This is a genomic window from Variovorax sp. RTB1 (assembly GCF_035018765.1).
Classification (GTDB): Bacteria; Pseudomonadota; Gammaproteobacteria; order Burkholderiales; family Burkholderiaceae_C; genus Variovorax.
In genome coordinates this window covers 1-17368 of the sequence record NZ_JASJXG010000073.1, presented here as the reverse complement: position 1 = coordinate 17368, position 17368 = coordinate 1, and the positions used below count along the sequence as shown (strand labels likewise).

Annotated in this window: 11 protein-coding genes and 1 tRNA gene; all 12 read left to right on the top strand. The window is 63.3% G+C overall.

Annotated features, from left to right (window positions below):
- Nucleotides 1–16 precede the first annotated feature (16 nt).
- Nucleotides 17–3556: a response regulator gene (locus QN397_RS25050; protein WP_323495288.1), complete on the top strand. Its 3540-nt coding sequence runs from the start codon at nt 17–19 to the stop codon at nt 3554–3556.
- A complete protein-coding gene (locus tag QN397_RS25045; RefSeq protein WP_323495289.1) occupies nt 3553–4419 on the top strand; it encodes a protein-glutamate O-methyltransferase CheR in 867 nt (288 codons plus the stop codon). The genes QN397_RS25050 and QN397_RS25045 overlap by 4 nt, the downstream gene beginning before the upstream one ends.
- Complete coding sequence (locus tag QN397_RS25040) at nt 4416–5009, top strand: chemotaxis protein CheB (RefSeq protein WP_323495290.1); 594 nt, start codon at nt 4416–4418, stop codon at nt 5007–5009. The genes QN397_RS25045 and QN397_RS25040 overlap by 4 nt, the downstream gene beginning before the upstream one ends.
- Nucleotides 4999–6231, top strand: a complete 1233-nt coding sequence (locus tag QN397_RS25035; RefSeq protein ID WP_323495291.1) for a hybrid sensor histidine kinase/response regulator — start codon at nt 4999–5001, stop codon at nt 6229–6231. Before QN397_RS25040 ends, QN397_RS25035 begins: the two co-directional genes overlap by 11 nt.
- A 47-nt stretch (nt 6232–6278) precedes the next feature.
- Nucleotides 6279–7383, top strand: a protein-coding gene (prfB, locus tag QN397_RS25030) for a peptide chain release factor 2 (protein WP_323495292.1) whose coding sequence is annotated in 2 segments (ribosomal slippage) — nt 6279–6359 and nt 6361–7383 — 1104 coding nt in all. Because the reading frame shifts where the segments join, the coding sequence is not laid out codon by codon here.
- A complete protein-coding gene (locus QN397_RS25025) occupies nt 7383–8078 on the top strand; it encodes an HAD family phosphatase (protein ID WP_323495293.1) in 696 nt (231 codons plus the stop codon). The genes prfB and QN397_RS25025 overlap by 1 nt, the downstream gene beginning before the upstream one ends.
- Nucleotides 8065–10767 (top strand): aminopeptidase N, encoded by a 2703-nt coding sequence (gene pepN, locus QN397_RS25020; RefSeq protein ID WP_323495294.1) that lies wholly within the window; start codon nt 8065–8067, stop codon nt 10765–10767. Before QN397_RS25025 ends, pepN begins: the two co-directional genes overlap by 14 nt.
- Before the next feature lie 33 nt (nt 10768–10800).
- The gene (locus tag QN397_RS25015; protein WP_323495295.1) at nt 10801–11817 is read left to right on the top strand and encodes a class 1 fructose-bisphosphatase; all 1017 of its coding nucleotides are present in this window, start codon (nt 10801–10803) and stop codon (nt 11815–11817) included.
- 11 nt (nt 11818–11828) lie between these two features.
- A tRNA-Thr gene (locus QN397_RS25010) sits at nt 11829–11904 on the top strand.
- 842 nt (nt 11905–12746) lie between these two features.
- Nucleotides 12747–13337: a DUF1819 family protein gene (locus QN397_RS25005; protein ID WP_323502285.1), complete on the top strand. Its 591-nt coding sequence runs from the start codon at nt 12747–12749 to the stop codon at nt 13335–13337.
- A complete protein-coding gene (locus QN397_RS25000) occupies nt 13334–13912 on the top strand; it encodes a DUF1788 domain-containing protein (protein ID WP_323502284.1) in 579 nt (192 codons plus the stop codon). The genes QN397_RS25005 and QN397_RS25000 overlap by 4 nt, the downstream gene beginning before the upstream one ends.
- Before the next feature lie 13 nt (nt 13913–13925).
- On the top strand, nt 13926–17368 hold a 3443-nt coding region (gene brxC, locus QN397_RS24995; RefSeq protein WP_323502283.1), incomplete at its 3' end, for a BREX system P-loop protein BrxC.

Here is a 17368-nt window from a genome sequence, read left to right as displayed (position 1 = left end):
CTCCCACCCATCTCCCATGAAAAGCTCCCGCGCGATCGATCAGCAATCCTTTCAGCGCGCGCTGAGTCGCAACGTCAAGCTGCCCCTTGTCGCCGGGCTGGCAGGCGCGGTCACGTTCGTGGCCTTGATCCTCTATCTTTTGTCGGTGATCGGTTGGGTCGAACACACCGACCAGGTCACCCGGAGCGCGACAGAGGCGCAGCGCCTCACCGTCGATCTCGAATCGGGCATGCGGGGCTTCCTCATCACCGGAGAGCCAAGTTTTCTCCAACCCTACGACGCCGCCCAAGCACGCATCGGCCCCGAGTTGGCCGCATTGCGGCTGCTGGTGTCCGACAACGCGCAGCAGGTGTCGCGCGTCGACCGCATCGCGGCCACACAAAAGAGCTGGGATGCCTACGCATCCGAGCTGATCGCGTTGCGGCGCGCCGGTCAGGACTACCGCACGGCCGTGACGGCCGGCCGTGGCAAATCACTGAGCGATGCCATGCGAGCCGAGTACGGCGCCTTCATTTCCACCGAACAGGCTTTGCGTTTTCAGCGCAACAACGAAGCGCACAACACCAGCATTGCAGTGGTGGTGGCCTATGTGCTGTTCAGCCTGATCCTCACCGGCTATCTGGCGTACTTCGGACGCCGGCAACTCACCGAGCTGTCAACCAACTACGGCGCCGCGCTCGACGAACAAACCGCGCACGCCGAGGTGCTGCAACAGCAGGCCTGGCTGCGCAGTTCGCAGACAGAATTGGCGGCCGAAATTGTCGGCCAGCTCAGCGCGCAGGAGCTCGGTCGCAAGGCGCTCGCGTTCTTCGCGCGACAGCTCGGCAGCACTGTCGGTGCGCTCTATGTGCGCGAGCCGAACGGCAGGCTTCGCCGTGCCTCGAGCTACGGTTTTTCGGCCGAGGCCGAGGCCAGCTCGCAGACCTTCTCGTCGACCGAAAGCCTGCTCGGACAGGTTGCCATCGAGCGCCGCACGATGCTGGTCGAACCAGTGACGGCCGACTACCTGAAGGTGAATACCGGCCTGGGCGCCATGTCGCCGCGCGCCGCGCTGTTGCTGCCGATTGCCAACGATGGGTTCGTCAACGGTGTGCTCGAACTTGGCCTGATGACCAAGCCCGACGCGCGTGCATCTGCGCTGCTCGACTCGGTGTCGGGCACGCTTGGCAGCGCCGTGGCCGCCGCGCGCTATCGCGAGCAGCTGCAAGACGTACTGGCCGAAACGCAGCAACTCAACGAGGAGCTGCAAGTCCAGCAGGAAGAGTTGCGCACCGCCAACGAAGAGCTGGAAGAGCAATCGCGCGTGTTACGCCAATCGCAGGCAACGCTTGAAAACCAGCAGGCCGAGCTGGAGCAAACCAACAGCCAGTTGTCGGAGCGAACCGAGGCACTCGACCAGCGCAATCTGGCTCTGCGCCGCGTGCAACGCGACCTGAACGAACGGGCCGAAGAACTGCAGCGCGCCAGTCGCTACAAGTCGGAATTTCTGGCAAACATGTCGCACGAGCTGCGCACGCCGCTCAACAGCGCTCTCATCCTCGCCAAGCTGCTGGGCGACAACCCGATGGGCAACCTCAGTGCCGAGCAGGTCAAGTTCGCCGAATCGATCTACGCCTCGGGCAACGACCTGCTGCTGTTGATCAACGACATCCTGGACATCGCCAAGGTCGAGGCCGGCAAGATGGAACTGGTGGCCGAAGACGTGCCGGTGTCACGCCTGACCGACAGCCTCGCGATGACCTTCACGCCGCTCGCCAAGCAGAAAAGTCTGGGCTTCCGGCTCGACCTGCAGCCGGGCGCGCCGACGAGCCTCAACACCGACCGCCAGCGGCTCGAGCAGATCCTCAAGAACCTGTTGTCGAACGCGCTCAAGTTCACCGAACGCGGCGAGGTGGTGCTGGGTGTTTCGGCTGCACCCGAGGGTGGCGTGGCGTTCTCCGTGAGCGACTCGGGCATCGGCATCCAGGCCGATCAGCAGGAGGTGGTCTTCGAAGCTTTTCGCCAGGCAGACGGCACCACCAGCAGGCGCTATGGCGGCACCGGCTTGGGCCTGTCGATTTCGCGTGACCTGACGCATCTGCTGGGTGGCACGCTCGAAGTGGAGAGCGAGCCGGGTCATGGAAGTACGTTCACGCTGAGGTTGCCCGCCGCATTGCCGTCGGAGCCGGCGGAATTGCCGGTGCGTAGCGCGCATTCGGGCGCCGGGCAGGTGCTTGCCTCCGCACCTTCACCTTCACCTTCGCCCTCACGTACGCGGGCAGCCAAGTCCACGGCGCGGGCGATGTCGACGCCGCTCACTCCTGGCCCCGCTGCGCCGCCCCGCCCCGTACTGCCCACCTTCGCCGACGATCGCGCCTTGCCGCGTGACCAGGCGCGCCGCGTGCTCGTCATCGAAGACGAGCCGCAGTTCGCGCACATCCTCTACGACCTCGCGCACGAGCTCGGCTACAGCTGCCTGGTGGCGCACGGCGCAGCCGATGGCTTCGCCCTCGCGACTCAGTTCGTGCCCGACGCCATCCTGCTCGACATGCGGCTGCCCGACAGCAGCGGCCTCAACGTGTTGCAGCACCTCAAGGACGATCCGCAGACGCGGCACATCCCGGTCCATGTGGTGTCGGCGCAAGACCAGTCGGAAGCCGCGCTGCACATGGGCGCAATCGGCTACGCGTTGAAGCCCACTTCGCGCGACCAGCTCAAGCAAGTGTTCAAGAAGATTGAAGACAAGCTGTCGCAAAAGGTCAAGCAGGTGCTGCTGGTGGAAGACGACGCACTGCAGCGCGAAAGCGTAATCAAGCTCATTGGCGACGACGACGTGGCGATCACTGCGGTCGCGTCCGGCGAAGAGGCGATGAAGCTGCTGCGCAACCGCGTGTTCGACTGCATGATCACCGACCTTCGCTTGCCCGATATGCAAGGCAGCGAGTTGCTCAAGCGCATGGCGACCGAGGAGATCTCGTCGTTTCCGCCGGTCATCGTCTACACCGGGCGCAACCTCACGCGCGACGAAGAAGCCGAGCTGCTGCGCTACTCGCGCTCCATCATCATCAAGGGTGCGCGCTCGCCGGAGCGGTTGCTCGACGAAGTCACGCTGTTTTTGCACAAGGTGGAATCGGAGCTGTCGAGCGAAAGGCAAACGATGCTCAAGACCGCCCGCGGCCGCGACCGCGTTTTCGAAGGCCGCCGCATCCTGCTGGTCGATGACGACGTGCGAAACATCTTCGCCCTGACCAGCGCACTGGAGCAACGCGGCGCCATCGTGGAGATCGGACGCAACGGCCTCGAAGCGCTCGCCAAGCTCGACAGCGTGCCCGACATCGACCTTGTGCTGATGGACGTGATGATGCCGGAGATGGACGGCCTCGAGGCCACGCGGCGGATTCGCCAAGACAAGCGTTTCGACAATCTGCCGGTGATCGCCGTCACGGCCAAGGCGATGAAAGACGACCAGGAACAATGCCTGGCTGCAGGTGCCAACGACTACCTTGCAAAGCCCGTCGACCTCGATCGGCTCTTCTCGCTGTTGCGCGTGTGGATGCCCAAGATGGAACGGCTATGACCTCGCTGCCCCCGGCTTCCGCCCACCCTCCTCCCGCGCTCGTGCCGCCCGGCAACGACGAGATCGACCTTCGCCTGCTGATGGAGGCGATCTACCTCAAGTACAGCTACGACTTCCGTGACTACACCGGCGCCTCGCAGAAGCGTCGCGTGACCTACGCGCTGACGCAGTTGGGCTTGTCCTCGGTTTCCGCGCTGCAGGACCAGGTGCTGCGAGAGCCGGCGATCTTCACGCGGCTGCTGCAGTACCTCACCATTCCGGTCAGCGAAATGTTTCGCGACCCGAGCTACTTTCTGGCACTGCGGCGGCAGGTGGTTCCGGTGCTGCACACCTACCCTTCCATCAAGGTGTGGGTCGCCGGGTGCAGCACCGGCGAAGAGGTGTATTCGCTCGCCATCCTGCTGCGTGAAGAGGGCCTGCTCGACCGCAGCCGGATCTATGCGACCGACATCAACTCCGCCTCTCTCGACAAGGCGCGGCAGGGCATCTTCGCGCTCGACACGCTGCAAAAGTACACGGTCAACTACCAACGCGCCGGCGGCACGCGAGCGTTCTCCGACTACTACGTCGCCGCCTACGATGCCGCCAGGTTCGACCCGTCGCTGTGCGCCAACGTCATCTTTGCCGACCACAGCCTGGCCACCGACAGCGTGTTTGCAGAGACCCAGCTGGTGTCGTGCCGCAACGTGTTGATCTACTTCAACCGCCAATTGCAAGACCGCGCGCTCGGTCTCTTCCACGAATCGCTGTGCCATCGCGGCTTTCTCGGCCTGGGCTCGAAGGAGAGCATCGATTTCTCCGGCTATGCGACGCGCTTCGATCCGCTGGTTAGGGCCGAGCGCCTGTTCCGGAAAGCCTCGTGACGACACGACGGATCGATGCCGTGGTGATTGGCGCCTCGGCGGGTGGCATCGACGCGCTGCTCAACCTGCTTGTCGGTCTGCCGCAGACATGGCGGCTGCCGATCGTCACGGTGTTGCACTTGCCCGAAGGACGCGAAAGCCGTCTGGCCGAAGTCTTTGCGCCGCGCCTTTCGATTCCGGTCTGCGAGGCCGAAGACAAGCGCCCGCTCGCCCCCGGAACGCTGCACTTCGCGCCGCCGGGCTACCACCTGTCGATCGAGCGGGATCGCTGTTTTTCCTTGAGCTGCGAACCGCCGGTACTTTTCTCCCGCCCGTCGATCGATGTGCTGATGAGTTCGGCGGCCGACGCCTACCAAAGTGCCCTGGCCGGGCTGCTGCTCACCGGCGCCAACGAAGACGGCGCGCGCGGCATGGCGCACATTCATTCTCTCGGCGGTTTCACGGCGGTGCAAGATCCGCTTGAAGCGCATGTGCCGACCATGCCGCTGGCCGCGCTGGCCCGCCACACGCCGGATGCCGTGCTGCCTTTGCTCGGATTGAGCTCGCTACTTCTTCGACTGGACCCCTTGGATTCGCCTCATGCTCACTGACGTCGAAAGCAAACTGCTGATCGTCGACGACCTTCCGGAAAACCTGATGGCGCTCGACGCGCTCGTTCGCGGGCCTCTGCGCACCGTGTACCAGGCGACCTCTGCCGACGCGGCGCTGGCGCTGATGCTCGAGCACGAGTTCGCGCTCGCCATTCTCGACGTGCAGATGCCCGGCATGAACGGTTTCGAGCTGGCCGAGATGATGCGTGGCACGGAGCGCACGCGGCACATCCCGATCATCTTCGTCAGCGCCGCGGGCAGCGAACTCAACTACGCCTTCAAGGGCTACGAAAGTGGCGCGGTCGACTTCTTGCAGAAGCCGCTCGATGGTCACGTGGTCATCAGCAAGGTCAACGTCTTCGTCGACCTGCACCGTCACCGCAAGGCACTGAAGCACGAGATGGACGCGCTGGCAGCGGCCCATCATCAGACGGAGCAACTGGTGCAGCAGCTACAGACGGCCCAGTGCGAACTGCAGCGCGCGGTACGCATGCGCGACGACTTCATGTCGATGGTGTCGCACGAACTGCGCACGCCGCTCAACACGCTCTATCTCGAAACACAGGTGCGCAAGCTGCATCTCACCAAAGGCAATCTGGCGCCCTTCGAGCCCGCCAAGCTGCCGGCCATGATCGAGCGCGACCAGCGGCAGATCCAGAACATGGTGCGGTTGATCGACGACATGCTCGACGTCACGCGGCTGCGCAGCGGTGCCCTGTCGATCCAGCCCAAGCCCTTCGATCTGGCGGCGATGGCCGCGCGCGTGGTCGATAGCCTGGGGCAGCAGGCCGAGGCCGTGGGCTCGACCATCACGCTGCACGCCGCCGGGCCGGTGCAAGGCATGTGGGACGAGTTCCGCGTCGAACAGGTGCTGACCAACCTCCTGACCAACGCGCTGCGCTACGGCGGCGGCAAGCCGGTGCGGGTGGAGGTCGGTGTCGCTGCCGCCAGCGCCGGTTTCGCGGGTGCAGCGCCGCAGGCTTTCATGACGGTGCGTGACGGCGGCATGGGCATTGCAACGGCGGATCAGGAGCGCATCTTCGAACAATTCGAACGCACCGCCGACAGCAAAAAGCACGCCGCTGGTCTCGGCCTGGGGCTCTACATCACACGTCAGATCGTGCGGGCCCACGGTGGCGAAATCAGCGTCGAAAGCCAACCCGGCGCCGGTGCGGTCTTTCGGGTCACTCTGCCTCTGGAGGTGGCCGTCGCCATTTCATGAAGCCGTGAGAAAATACCCGGTTTCCCCGAACACCGTCAGGACACCCCATGGATGCAGAGCAAATCAACCAAATCAGCGCCAGCCTTGCCGACCTGAGCGTGCGCACGGTCGATTTACGGAGGTATCTTTGACTACGATGCCAAAGCCGAACGACTGAGGACGGTCAACGCATCGCTCGAAGATCCCAAGGTCTGGAACGACCCCAAGAAAGCGCAGGAGCTTGGCCGCGAGAAAAAGGCGCTCGACGACGTGGTCGTCACGCTCGACAAGCTCACCAGCGGGCTGTCCGACAACACCGAGCTTTTCGACATGTCGAAGGAAGACGGCGACATGGATGGCCTGCAAGCCATCTCCGATGACGCCGGCAAGCTCGAAGCCGACATCAAGCAGCTCGAATTCCGCCGGATGTTCAACAACCCGGCAGACCCGCTCAATTGCTTTGTCGACATCCAGGCCGGCGCCGGCGGCACCGAAGCCTGCGACTGGGCCAGCATGCTGCTGCGCCAGTATTTGAAATATGCCGAGCGCAAGGGTTTCAAGACGCAGATCGAAGACGAAACACCGGGCGACACCGCCGGAATCAAGGGCGCGACCATCAAGGTCGAGGGCGACTACGCCTTCGGTTTGCTGCGCACCGAAACCGGGGTGCACCGCCTCGTGCGCAAGTCGCCTTTCGACTCGTCGGGCGGCCGCCACACCAGCTTCGCCAGCATCTTCGTGTACCCCGAAGTCGACGATTCGATCGAGATCGACATCAACCCGTCGGACGTGCGGGTCGACACCTTCCGGGCCAGCGGCGCGGGCGGGCAGCACATCAACAAGACCGATTCGGCGGTGCGGCTCACGCATATCCCGACCGGTATCGTGGTGCAGTGCCAGGACGGCCGCAGCCAGCACAGCAACCGCGACGTAGCGTGGAAACGCCTGCGTTCACGGCTGTACGACTTCGAGTTGAGGAAGCAGCAGGAAGCGCAGCAAAAACTGGAAGACACAAAGACCGACGTGGGCTGGGGTCACCAGATTCGCAGCTACGTGCTGGACAACAGCCGTATCAAGGACCTGCGCACCAACGTCGAAGTGTCGGCCACGCAGAAGGTGCTCGACGGCGATCTCGATGTCTTCATCGAAGCGTCGTTGAAGCAAGGCGTCTGATGGCGGCCGATACGCTCTGGACAGGCCCCGTCGAAGCGCTCATTTTCGACATGGACGGCACCATGATCGACTCGATGCCCTGGCATGCCAAGGCATGGGTCGAGTACGCGCGCCGCCGCAACATGACGATCGACGTGCCGGACCTGATGCGCCGCACCACCGGCCGCACAGCCGTCGAATGCGCGCGCGAGCTGATGCAGCGCGAGGTGACCGAGGTTGAGAGCGCGGAAATCACGCACGAGAAAGAGCTGATCTACCGCGAGCTCTTCGCGGCGGAGTTCCGTGAGGTGGGAGGCTTCGGCGCTTTCGCCAAGGCCGCTGTGGCACGCGGGCTGAAGATCGCCGTCGGCACAGCCGGCGACAAACACAACATCGAGTTCGCGATGTCGCGGCTCAGGATGGACCCGCTGCCGTTGGCCATCGTCGGTGGCGACGAAGGCTTTGCCGGCAAGCCGACCCCCGAGATCTTTCTAGAAGCTGCGCGCCGCATCGGCGTGGCGCCTGCGCGCTGCATCGTTTTCGAAGATGCGCCTTTCGGCATTGAAGCCGCACGGCGTGGCGGCATGCGCGCCGTCGCCGTCTGCAGCACGCACACGCCCGCAGAGCTCGCCGGCCCGCACGTCATCGCCGCCGTGCACGACTACGACGAACTCGCCCATTCAAATTTTCTGGAGACTCTCGATGCTGTTGCGTGACGCACAAGGCCAACCGGTCGCCATTCGCCGCGAAGACTATGTCGCGCCCGCCTACTGGATCGACACGGTCGAGCTGACCTTCGACCTCGACCCGAACAAAACCCGCGTGCTCAACCGCATGCGCATGCGCCGCAATCCCGCGGTGCCGGTGCAGCCACTGCGCCTCGATGGCGACGAGCTGAACCTGGCACGCGTGCTGGTCGACAACCACGGCGCGTCGTTCCGCATCGAAGGCGACCAGCTGGTCATCGACGCCCTGCCCGATGCTTTCGAGCTCGAGATCTTCACGACCTGCTGCCCCATCAAGAACACCAAGCTGATGGGCCTGTTCGTGAGCGAGGACACCTTCTTCACGCAGTGCGAGGCCGAGGGCTTTCGCCGCATCACGTACTTCCTCGATCGACCCGACGTGATGGCCAGCTACACCGTCACGCTGCGCGCCAGCAAGTACGCTTACCCGGTGCTGCTGTCGAACGGCAACCTGGTCGAGCACGGCGATCTGGAAGGGCCGGGCAACGAGGGACGCCACTTCGCCAAGTGGGTCGACCCGTTCAAGAAGCCGGCTTATCTGTTCGCGCTGGTCGCCGGCAAGCTGGTGGCACGCGAGCAGCGCATCACCGCGCGCAACGGCAAGGAGCATCTGCTGCAGGTCTATGTGCGTGCCGGCGATCTCGACAAGACCGAGCACGCGATGAACTCGCTGGTCAACTCCGTTCTGTGGGACGAAGCGCGCTTCGGCCTGCCGCTCGACCTCGACCGCTTCATGATCGTTGCGACAAGCGACTTCAACATGGGCGCGATGGAAAACAAGGGCCTGAACATCTTCAACACGAAGTACGTTCTGGCCAATCAGGCGACGGCTACAGACGCCGACTACAGCAACATAGAAAGCGTGGTCGGCCACGAGTACTTTCATAACTGGTCGGGCGACCGCGTGACCTGCCGCGACTGGTTCCAGCTGTCGCTGAAAGAAGGCCTTACCGTCTTCCGCGACCAGGAATTCAGCCAGGACCTGTGCGCCGACGCATCGGCCCGCGCGGTCAAGCGCATCGAAGACGTGCGCGTATTGCGCACCGCGCAGTTCCCCGAAGATGCCGGCCCGATGGCGCACCCGGTGCGGCCCGACAGCTACATCGAGATCAGCAATTTCTACACCGTCACCATCTACGAAAAAGGCGCCGAAGTCGTTCGCATGATGCAGACGCTGGTGGGCCGCAAAGGCTTCGAACGCGGCATCACGCTCTACTTCGAGCGCTTCGACGGCCAGGCCGTGACCTGCGACGATTTTGCGCACGCGATTGCCGATGCCAACCCTGATTCCGACCTTGCAAGCCTGCTGCCGCAGTTCAAGCGCTGGTACGCGCAGGCTGGTACGCCGCGCCTCGCGGCACAAGGCAACTACGACGCGGCCCAGCGCAGCTACACATTGAGCTTCGCGCAGAGCTGCGCGCCGACGCCGGGCCAGCCCATCAAAGAGGCGTTCGTGATTCCGGTCAACCTCGGCTTGCTGAGCGCCGACGGGCATGAGCTGCCGTTGCAACTCGAAGGCGAAAGCGACGCGGCGCACGGCACGCGCGCGCTGGTGCTGACGCAGGAACGCGAGCAGATCACTTTCATCAACCTCGACGCCGAACCTGTGCCGTCGATCCTGCGCGGCTTCAGCGCGCCGGTGATTCTGGACTTCGACTACAGCGACACGCAGTTGCTCACCTTGCTGGCTAACGACGTCGATCCGTTCAATCGCTGGGAAGCCGGCCAGCGCCTCGGTTTGCGCTCGGCCATCCAGGCAATCACCGGCGATGCCAACGCCACCGGTCCGGCTCTGAACGAAGCGTATGTCGACGCGATGCGCGGCGTGCTGCGCGACCCGAATCTCGACGCTGCTTTCAAGGAACTGGTGCTCGCGCTTCCATCGGAAACCTACATCTCAGAGCAGCTGGAAGTGGTCGATCCGCAGCGGGTGCATGCCGTGCGCGAAGCCATGCGGGTGCAATTGGCGACCGCCCTCTTCTCCGACTGGCAGCGCGTCTACGAAGAGAACCAGGACACCGGCGCCTACAGCCCCGATCCGACATCGTCGGGCCGACGCGCGTTGGCGGGCATGGCGTTGACGTACCTCTGCATCGCTGCGCGCGAGTCCAACGACACCGTGTGGCCGGGTAAAACGCTGCAGCGCTTCAAGGACGCCGGCAACATGACCGATCGCTTCAATGCACTCAACGCACTGGTGTCGTCGGGCCATGCGCTGGCGGCTCAGGCGCTGGCGCGTTTTCATGCGATCTTCAAGGACGAGGCGCTGGTCATCGACAAGTGGTTCTCGCTCCAGGCCGGCGCGCCCGACCGCAATGGCGACATCCTGCCGCTGGTCAAGCAATTGATGAAGCACCCGGACTTCTCCATCAAGAACCCGAACCGCGCGCGCAGCGTGATCTTCAGCTATTGCAGCGGCAACCCCGGCGCATTCCACCGGCCCGATGCGGCCGGCTATGTGTTCTGGAGCGACCGTGTGATCGAGCTCGACGCCATCAACCCGCAGGTAGCGGCGCGCCTGGCACGCGGCCTCGACCGCTGGAGCAAGCTGGCCGAGCCGTACCGAAGCGCAGCACGCGAGGCCATCGCCCGTGTCGCGGCCAAACCCGACCTCAGCAAAGACACGCACGAGGTCGTCACGCGCGCCTTGGCCGTGTAACGCACTGACGTACCAAGTTCTAAAGAAGCATTCATGGCACAGAACATTTCACTCACCCGCTATCTGGTCGAACAGCAGCGCGTCGACGGAAAGATTCCAGCGCAACTGCGGCTGCTGCTCGAAGTCGTGGCGCGCGCCTGCAAGAGCATCAGCATGGCCGTCAACAAGGGGCAGCTCGGAGGCGAAAACAGCATCATGGGCTCGGCCGAAAGCGAGAACGTGCAGGGCGAGATCCAGAAGAAGCTGGACATCATCGCCAACGAAGTGCTGATCGAGGCCAACGAATGGGGCGGCCATCTGGCGGCCATGGCCAGCGAAGAAATGGACAGCATCTATGTGGTGCCCAATCGCTATCCGCAAGGCGAATACCTGCTGCTGTTCGACCCGCTCGACGGCTCCAGCAACATCGACGTCAACGTCAGCATCGGCACCATCTTCAGCGTGCTGAAAAAGCCCGAAGGCGAGCACGGCGTGCAGGAGTCCGACTTCTTGCAGCCGGGCGAGAACCAGGTGGCTGCGGGCTACTGCATCTACGGCCCGCAGACCACGCTGGTGTTGACGGTTGGCGATGGCGTCGCGATGTTCACGCTCGACCGCGAGCAAGGCTCGTTCGTGCTCACGCAAGAGAACCTGCGCATCCCTGAAGACACCCAGGAGTTCTCGATCAACATGAGCAACATGCGCCACTGGGATACCCCGGTCAAGCGCTACATCGACGAGATGCTGGCCGGCACCGAAGGCCCACGCGAAAAAGACTTCAACATGCGGTGGATCGCCAGCATGGTGACCGACGTGCACCGCATCCTGATGCGCGGCGGCGTCTTCATGTACCCGTGGGACAAGCGCGAACCTGGCAAGCCCGGCAAGCTGCGTCTCATGTACGAGGCCAACCCGATGAGCTGGCTGGTCGAGCAGGCCGGCGGTGCCGCCACCAATGGCCGCGAGCGAATTCTCGAATTGCAGCCCACCAAACTGCACGAGCGCGTAGCTGTGGCCCTGGGTTCGAAAAACGAAGTCGAGCGCCTGACCCGCTACCACGACCCGCTATAATCGAAGGCTAAGCCGGTGTAGCTCAGTCGGTAGAGCAGCTCATTCGTAATGAGAAGGTCGGGTGTTCGATTCATCTCTCCGGCACCAGTCCCAGTAAGGAAAGTCCGCTATCAAATCGATAGCGGACTTTTTTGTTTCTAAGGTCATGTAGCCACCATGTAGCCACCGGTAGGGGGTTTTTGTACCGAAAGAACAAGCTCTCCAAGGACAATTCCGCGCACTACGTGAGCCAGCACGGCGCCCAAGTGGACAGGCAAGGACCTAGGACGCCAGCGATCACTTCTTCGATGACTGCAGGGCGCGCATCGAGGCACCGACGGCAAGCTCACAGAGGCCAACGCGTCCATGCGCGAGGCGACGTCTGATCTCTTTCTTGCCGTGTTCGGGGGTGGCGCCCACGCCTCACCCATCGGATGGAGATCCTAATTGCGCGGCGCCGGCGATGATGCCGCTCGCCGCAGGTTGCGGTGGCGCTCCCGAAGACCTTGCGGCGGACGGAGCGCCTTCAGGAGGCGCGATCGCGCCGGCGGCTTGGCCACCCCCGCTCGCGCACCTGCGCGAGCTTCTTGATATGAGGCGCGACGAGATAGCTCGAACACGGCGGTCACCATCGACTGGCCACCTCGACCATGCAACGCGGGAATTCGAGGCGCATGTCGATGGACGGCCGGGCCCGAAGCTCACCGACCGCGACCGGCTGCAGTCGGCCGGTCAATGGCGTGGCCGCGCGCTACTCTGCCGGATGAGCGCGCCGCCCATCGGCCCCGACCGCCCACGCGCCGCCTCGTTACACTTACGAGCACTTCGCGCCATCCGCGCCATCCGCCAGGGCAGGATATTGACCAGCAATGTGCTCAGGTTGACTACCAAAGATTTACCAAGAATGACCGAGCGGGCATCCGCTGAAGCGTCCGCGGAAAAGGGCAGCAGTGGGACTTTATAACGCTGAGATTTCTGCGGGCTCCCTCATGGTGCCGGAGACCCGACGCATCGCCAAGCTCCTGTTGAATCGTCCTACCGATGCACAGTGGGACGCTGCGATCAAAGACGAAAACTTATTGCAAAAATCACCAGCTACCGCTCGTCGGCAGGCTCGGCTGATCCGCAACCGATTGGAAACACTCGATGGTGAAGGGCTGACTCTCGTTGTTGAGAGCGACGGTGAACTCTGCCGTCAGCTGTTACTCGCAGCGTCGGCACGACATAGCAGGCTGCTGAGCGACTTTCTGCGCGACGTGTACATCGCTGATCTGCGTCGCTTGGAAAACACGCTGAGCCATCGCCAGTGGGAAGCATTCCTCACAGAGTGCGAGCACCGCGACAACGCCGTGGGTCAGTGGGCAGCGTCCACGCGCGAGAAGCTATTCCAAGTGATCGTGCGCATCCTCGCCGAAGCAAAGTACCTCGACTCCACGCGCCGCATGGGCCTCACGCCGCCGATGCTGCACCCGAAGATGCGCGCGTATCTCAAACGACTTGGGGACGCTGAGACGCTTACCCGCATGGAGGCCAAAGCATGACCGCATCCTTCGACAAACGCTTGAACCAAGTCCTGCCGCGGCTCGCATCGCCTGACGTGCTCGACAACAGAGGCGCCGGCGGCGAAATCGGCTTCTGGATCTTCGACTACCCACCCGAGAATGAGATGCAGATGCGCTCGTGGCTGACCGACGTGATCGAGCCTGGCCTGCACAAGCAAAAGCCCGATCTCCGCTTCGCCACTATCGATCTTTTCGAATCCGTCATTGGCCTGCTCGAAGAGCGTGGGCTGCTTGAGAAGGCGTTCGAAATGCAGTTGAAAAAAGGCGACGAAGCTCTGCTGGCTTCCCTGCGCTCAGTGCTCAAAGAGGATCGCCTCGCCGCGCGGATGGTGGACCTTGTCGGGGCACAGAATCTGGACCTGCTGATCGTGAAGGGCGTCGGTGCCGTTTACCCAATGCTTCGCACCCACACACTGCTGTCAGCGCTGCACCCGCACATGCGCGACACGCCACTGTTGATGCTGTACCCGGGCCGATACGACGGCCAGTCGCTGCGCCTGTTCAACAAGCTTGGCGACGACAACTACTACCGGGCCTTCCGCCTGGTCTCGTGAACGAGGGAGACACATGAAAATCAAAGAACTGTTCGTCAAACAGATCGACCGGCCAATCAACGGCGTCATCAAGGCCGATCAGCACGACGACGAAAGTGTGTGGCAGGAGCTTGACGAGTACGTGACCACCAAGCAGGTCACCGAATACCTGCGGCGTTTCTTCGACGCCTACCTTGCCACAGTCGACCGCCCGAACGATCCGACGATCACCGCGCGCATGGGCGTGTGGGTGTCGGGCTTCTTCGGCTCCGGCAAGTCGCACTTCATCAAGATCCTCTCCTACTTGCTGTCGAACCTCGAAGCCACGCACCCCGGTGACGGGGAGCGTCGCCATGCAGCGCAGTTTTTCGAGTCCAAGATCAAAGACCCAATGCTGTTGGGCGATGTGCGTCGTGCCGTCGCGGGCAAGACCGACGTGATCCTGTTCAACATCGATTCGAAGGCCGATGCCAAGAGCGACCGCGACGCGATCCTTCAAGTGTTCCTGCGCGTCTTCAATGAGAAGCAGGGTCTATCCGGCGACGCGCCGCACGTAGCGAACATGGAGCGCCACCTCATCGCAAAGGGCAGCTTCGAAGTATTCAAAGCAGCGTTCAAGGCGTCCAACGGCAACGAGTGGGATGCAGAGCGTGACGCCGTCGACTTTCTTAGGGACGATGTGATCGCCGGCCTCAGCGCAGCGCTCAAGATGTCGGCCGAGTCCGCTGGCAAGTGGTTCGATGAGGCCCGTGATGCCTATCGAATAAACATCGAAGGCTTCGCCGAGCTCGTGCGCACCTACCTCGATGCCAAGGGTCCTGGGCACCGCATCGTTTTCCTCGTCGACGAAGTGGGGCAGTTCATCGGCAAGAACACCCAGCTGATGCTGAACCTGCAGACCATCACTGAGGAACTGGGCACGCTGTGCAAGGGCCGCGCCTGGGTCATCGTCACCAGCCAGGAAGACATCGACGCCACGCTGGGCGAGGCCAATCAGTCGCGCACCAACGACTTTTCAAAGATCACAGCGCGCTTCCATACCCGGCTATCGCTGTCCAGCTCAAACACCGACGAAGTCATCTCGCAGCGCCTGCTGGAGAAAACGCCCGCAGCCAAAGCGGCACTCATGGCGGTGTGGAAGGCCAAGGGCGACATCATCAACAACCAGCTCTCGTTCGCCGATCACGCCGTGGCCTTCCCGCGCTTCAAGGACGCCGAAGACTACGCCGCGCACTACCCCTTTGCTCCGTACCAGTTCCAGCTGCTGCAGAAGGTCTTCGAGTCCATCCGCAAGGTGGGCGCCACCGGTCGCCACCTCGCACGCGGTGAACGCTCGATGCTCGATGCGTTTCAGACTGCAGCTGTCAGCAACGGCGACAGGGAGATCGACGCCTTCGTCCCCTTGTACGACTTCTACCCGTCCATCGAAAGCTTTCTCGACTCAGCCGTTAAGCGCGCTATCGACCAGGCCGGCGAGAACCCGGCGCTGGAGCCGTGGGACATCAAGCTGCTTCGTGCGCTGTTCCTCATTCGCTATGCCGATGCCGTCAAGGCCACCGTGGACAACCTGGCCACGCTGTGCCTGGACCGCGTCGATGCCGACAAGCTGGCCTTGAAGCGCCAGATCCAGGAGAGCTTGGCGCGGCTGGAACGGCAGAACTTGGTCAGCCGCAACGGAGACCTCTGGTTCTTCCTGACCAACGAAGAGCGGGATGTCTCGCAGGAGATCAAGTCGGTCGACATCTCATCGGCCGAGGTCTCGCGCCTGGTGTCCGAACTGGTGTTCGACGAAGTGCTGAGCGGCCAGACCAAAGTGCGGCACCGCGACACCAAGACCGACTACGAATTCAACCGCTTGCTCGATGGCGCGCCGTGGCGCCAGGCCAACCAGCAGCTCACTCTGGAGGTGCTGTCGCCTGTCGGCGCCGACTACGAGCTGATGACCGAAGCCAAGTGCATCGGGCGCAGCGCAGAAGGCGCCGGCCGCGCCATTCTGCGCATGGCCAACGACGCCCGGGTGGACGTGGAGCTGCGCACCTACGTGCAGATCGAAAAGTACATCGCAGGGCCGAAGACCGACGCCGCCACGCCATCGCTCAAGCGCATCCTGCTGGACCGCAAGGACGAGAACCGCGAGCGCAAGACCCGCATCCTCGCGCAGCTTTCTGATCTGTTGAGCCGGGGTGACTTCTATGCGCTGGGCCAGAAGCTAACCCTCAAGCCCCAGGGCCCGTCGGTGCTGCTGGACGAGGCGCTGAACTACCTCGTCTCCAACACCTATTCCAAGCTCGGCTACATCAAGGTGCGCCAGGCTGACCCGGCCGCCGAGATTCGCGCGGTGCTCGCTTCAGACAACACCGCCCAATCCAAGATCGCCTTGGACGGGCCTGAAGGCAACGCGCTGGCCATCGGTGAGATGCGCGATTACCTCTCCGTAGCGGCCGGCAGCAGCCGAATGCTGCTGTCCGACGTGGTGGACCGATTTACCGGCGCGCCCTGGGGCTGGCGGCCTGAGCTGGAAACGGTCTTGTTGATCGCCCGCCTGTTCATGGCCGGCGAGATCAAGCTGGTGATGGAGGGCTCAGACCTCGATCCCAAGTCTGCCGCCGAGCCGCTGACCAAGGCCGCGCGCTTCAAGCAGGTGTCCATCCTCAAACGCAAGACGGCCGATGCCCACACCCGCGCCAAGGCACGGGACCTGCACCGCGAGATCTTCTCGCTGCAGCCGCCGGATGACGAAGACGGCCTGGTCGCGGCGTACCGCGACAACCTGGGGCGGCGCAAAGCCGAGTTGGAGCGCGCCAAGGTCAAGGCCGAGCAGAAGCACTACCCCGGCGCCACCGAGATCGCCAAGGCCTTGCAGGCGATTGACCGTCAACTGGCCATCCGCGACCCCTTCGAGTTCTTGAGCGCCATGCTGGCGTCGCGCGACCTTTGGAAGGACCTGGCCGAAGACACGCACGACGTGCTCAGCTTCTACAAGACACAGGCCCCAGTCTGGGCGCGCATGCTCGAAGGCCTGGCCAGCTTTGCCGACAACCGCGAGGCACTGGCCAAGGATGCTGTTTCGGCGCAGCCTTTGAGCGACTTGGAAGCGATCCGAGCCAACCCGATGCCGTATGGGCAGGTCAATCGCATCGAGGCCTTGCTCGCGGCGGTGGAGAAGGTCAACGAGTCGCTGGCTGGCGCGCGTCGTGAGAAGGCGCTTCTGTCCATCGACGCGAAGATCAAGGAGGCTACCCAGGCCCTGGACGATGCCCACGCGGAGCCCAGCGTGCGCAATGCCGTGCTGCGGCCACTGCAAGAGCTGAAGGCGCAACTTGCAGCGCTGGTGAGCATTCCCCGCATCATGTTCTTGCAGCAGCGGGCGGGTGAACTGCTGGACGAGGCGATGGACAAGATCGCTGCAGCTGTGGCCGCCGCCGCAAAGGCCAAGGCCCCTGTCAAGGCGCCGCCCCCGGCCACGCCGGGCGGAAC

Excerpts from the sequence above, each read along its gene's own strand:
- QN397_RS25050 (WP_323495288.1), top strand. The coding sequence starts at position 17 with ATGAAAAGCTCCCGCGCGATCGATCAGCAATCCTTTCAGCGCGCGCTG.
- QN397_RS25045 (WP_323495289.1), top strand. The coding sequence starts at position 3,553 with ATGACCTCGCTGCCCCCGGCTTCCGCCCACCCTCCTCCCGCGCTCGTG.
- QN397_RS25035 (WP_323495291.1), top strand. The coding sequence starts at position 4,999 with ATGCTCACTGACGTCGAAAGCAAACTGCTGATCGTCGACGACCTTCCG.
- QN397_RS25025 (WP_323495293.1), top strand. The coding sequence starts at position 7,383 with ATGGCGGCCGATACGCTCTGGACAGGCCCCGTCGAAGCGCTCATTTTC.
- pepN (WP_323495294.1), top strand. The coding sequence starts at position 8,065 with ATGCTGTTGCGTGACGCACAAGGCCAACCGGTCGCCATTCGCCGCGAA.
- QN397_RS25015 (WP_323495295.1), top strand. The coding sequence starts at position 10,801 with ATGGCACAGAACATTTCACTCACCCGCTATCTGGTCGAACAGCAGCGC.
- QN397_RS25000 (WP_323502284.1), top strand. The coding sequence starts at position 13,334 with ATGACCGCATCCTTCGACAAACGCTTGAACCAAGTCCTGCCGCGGCTC.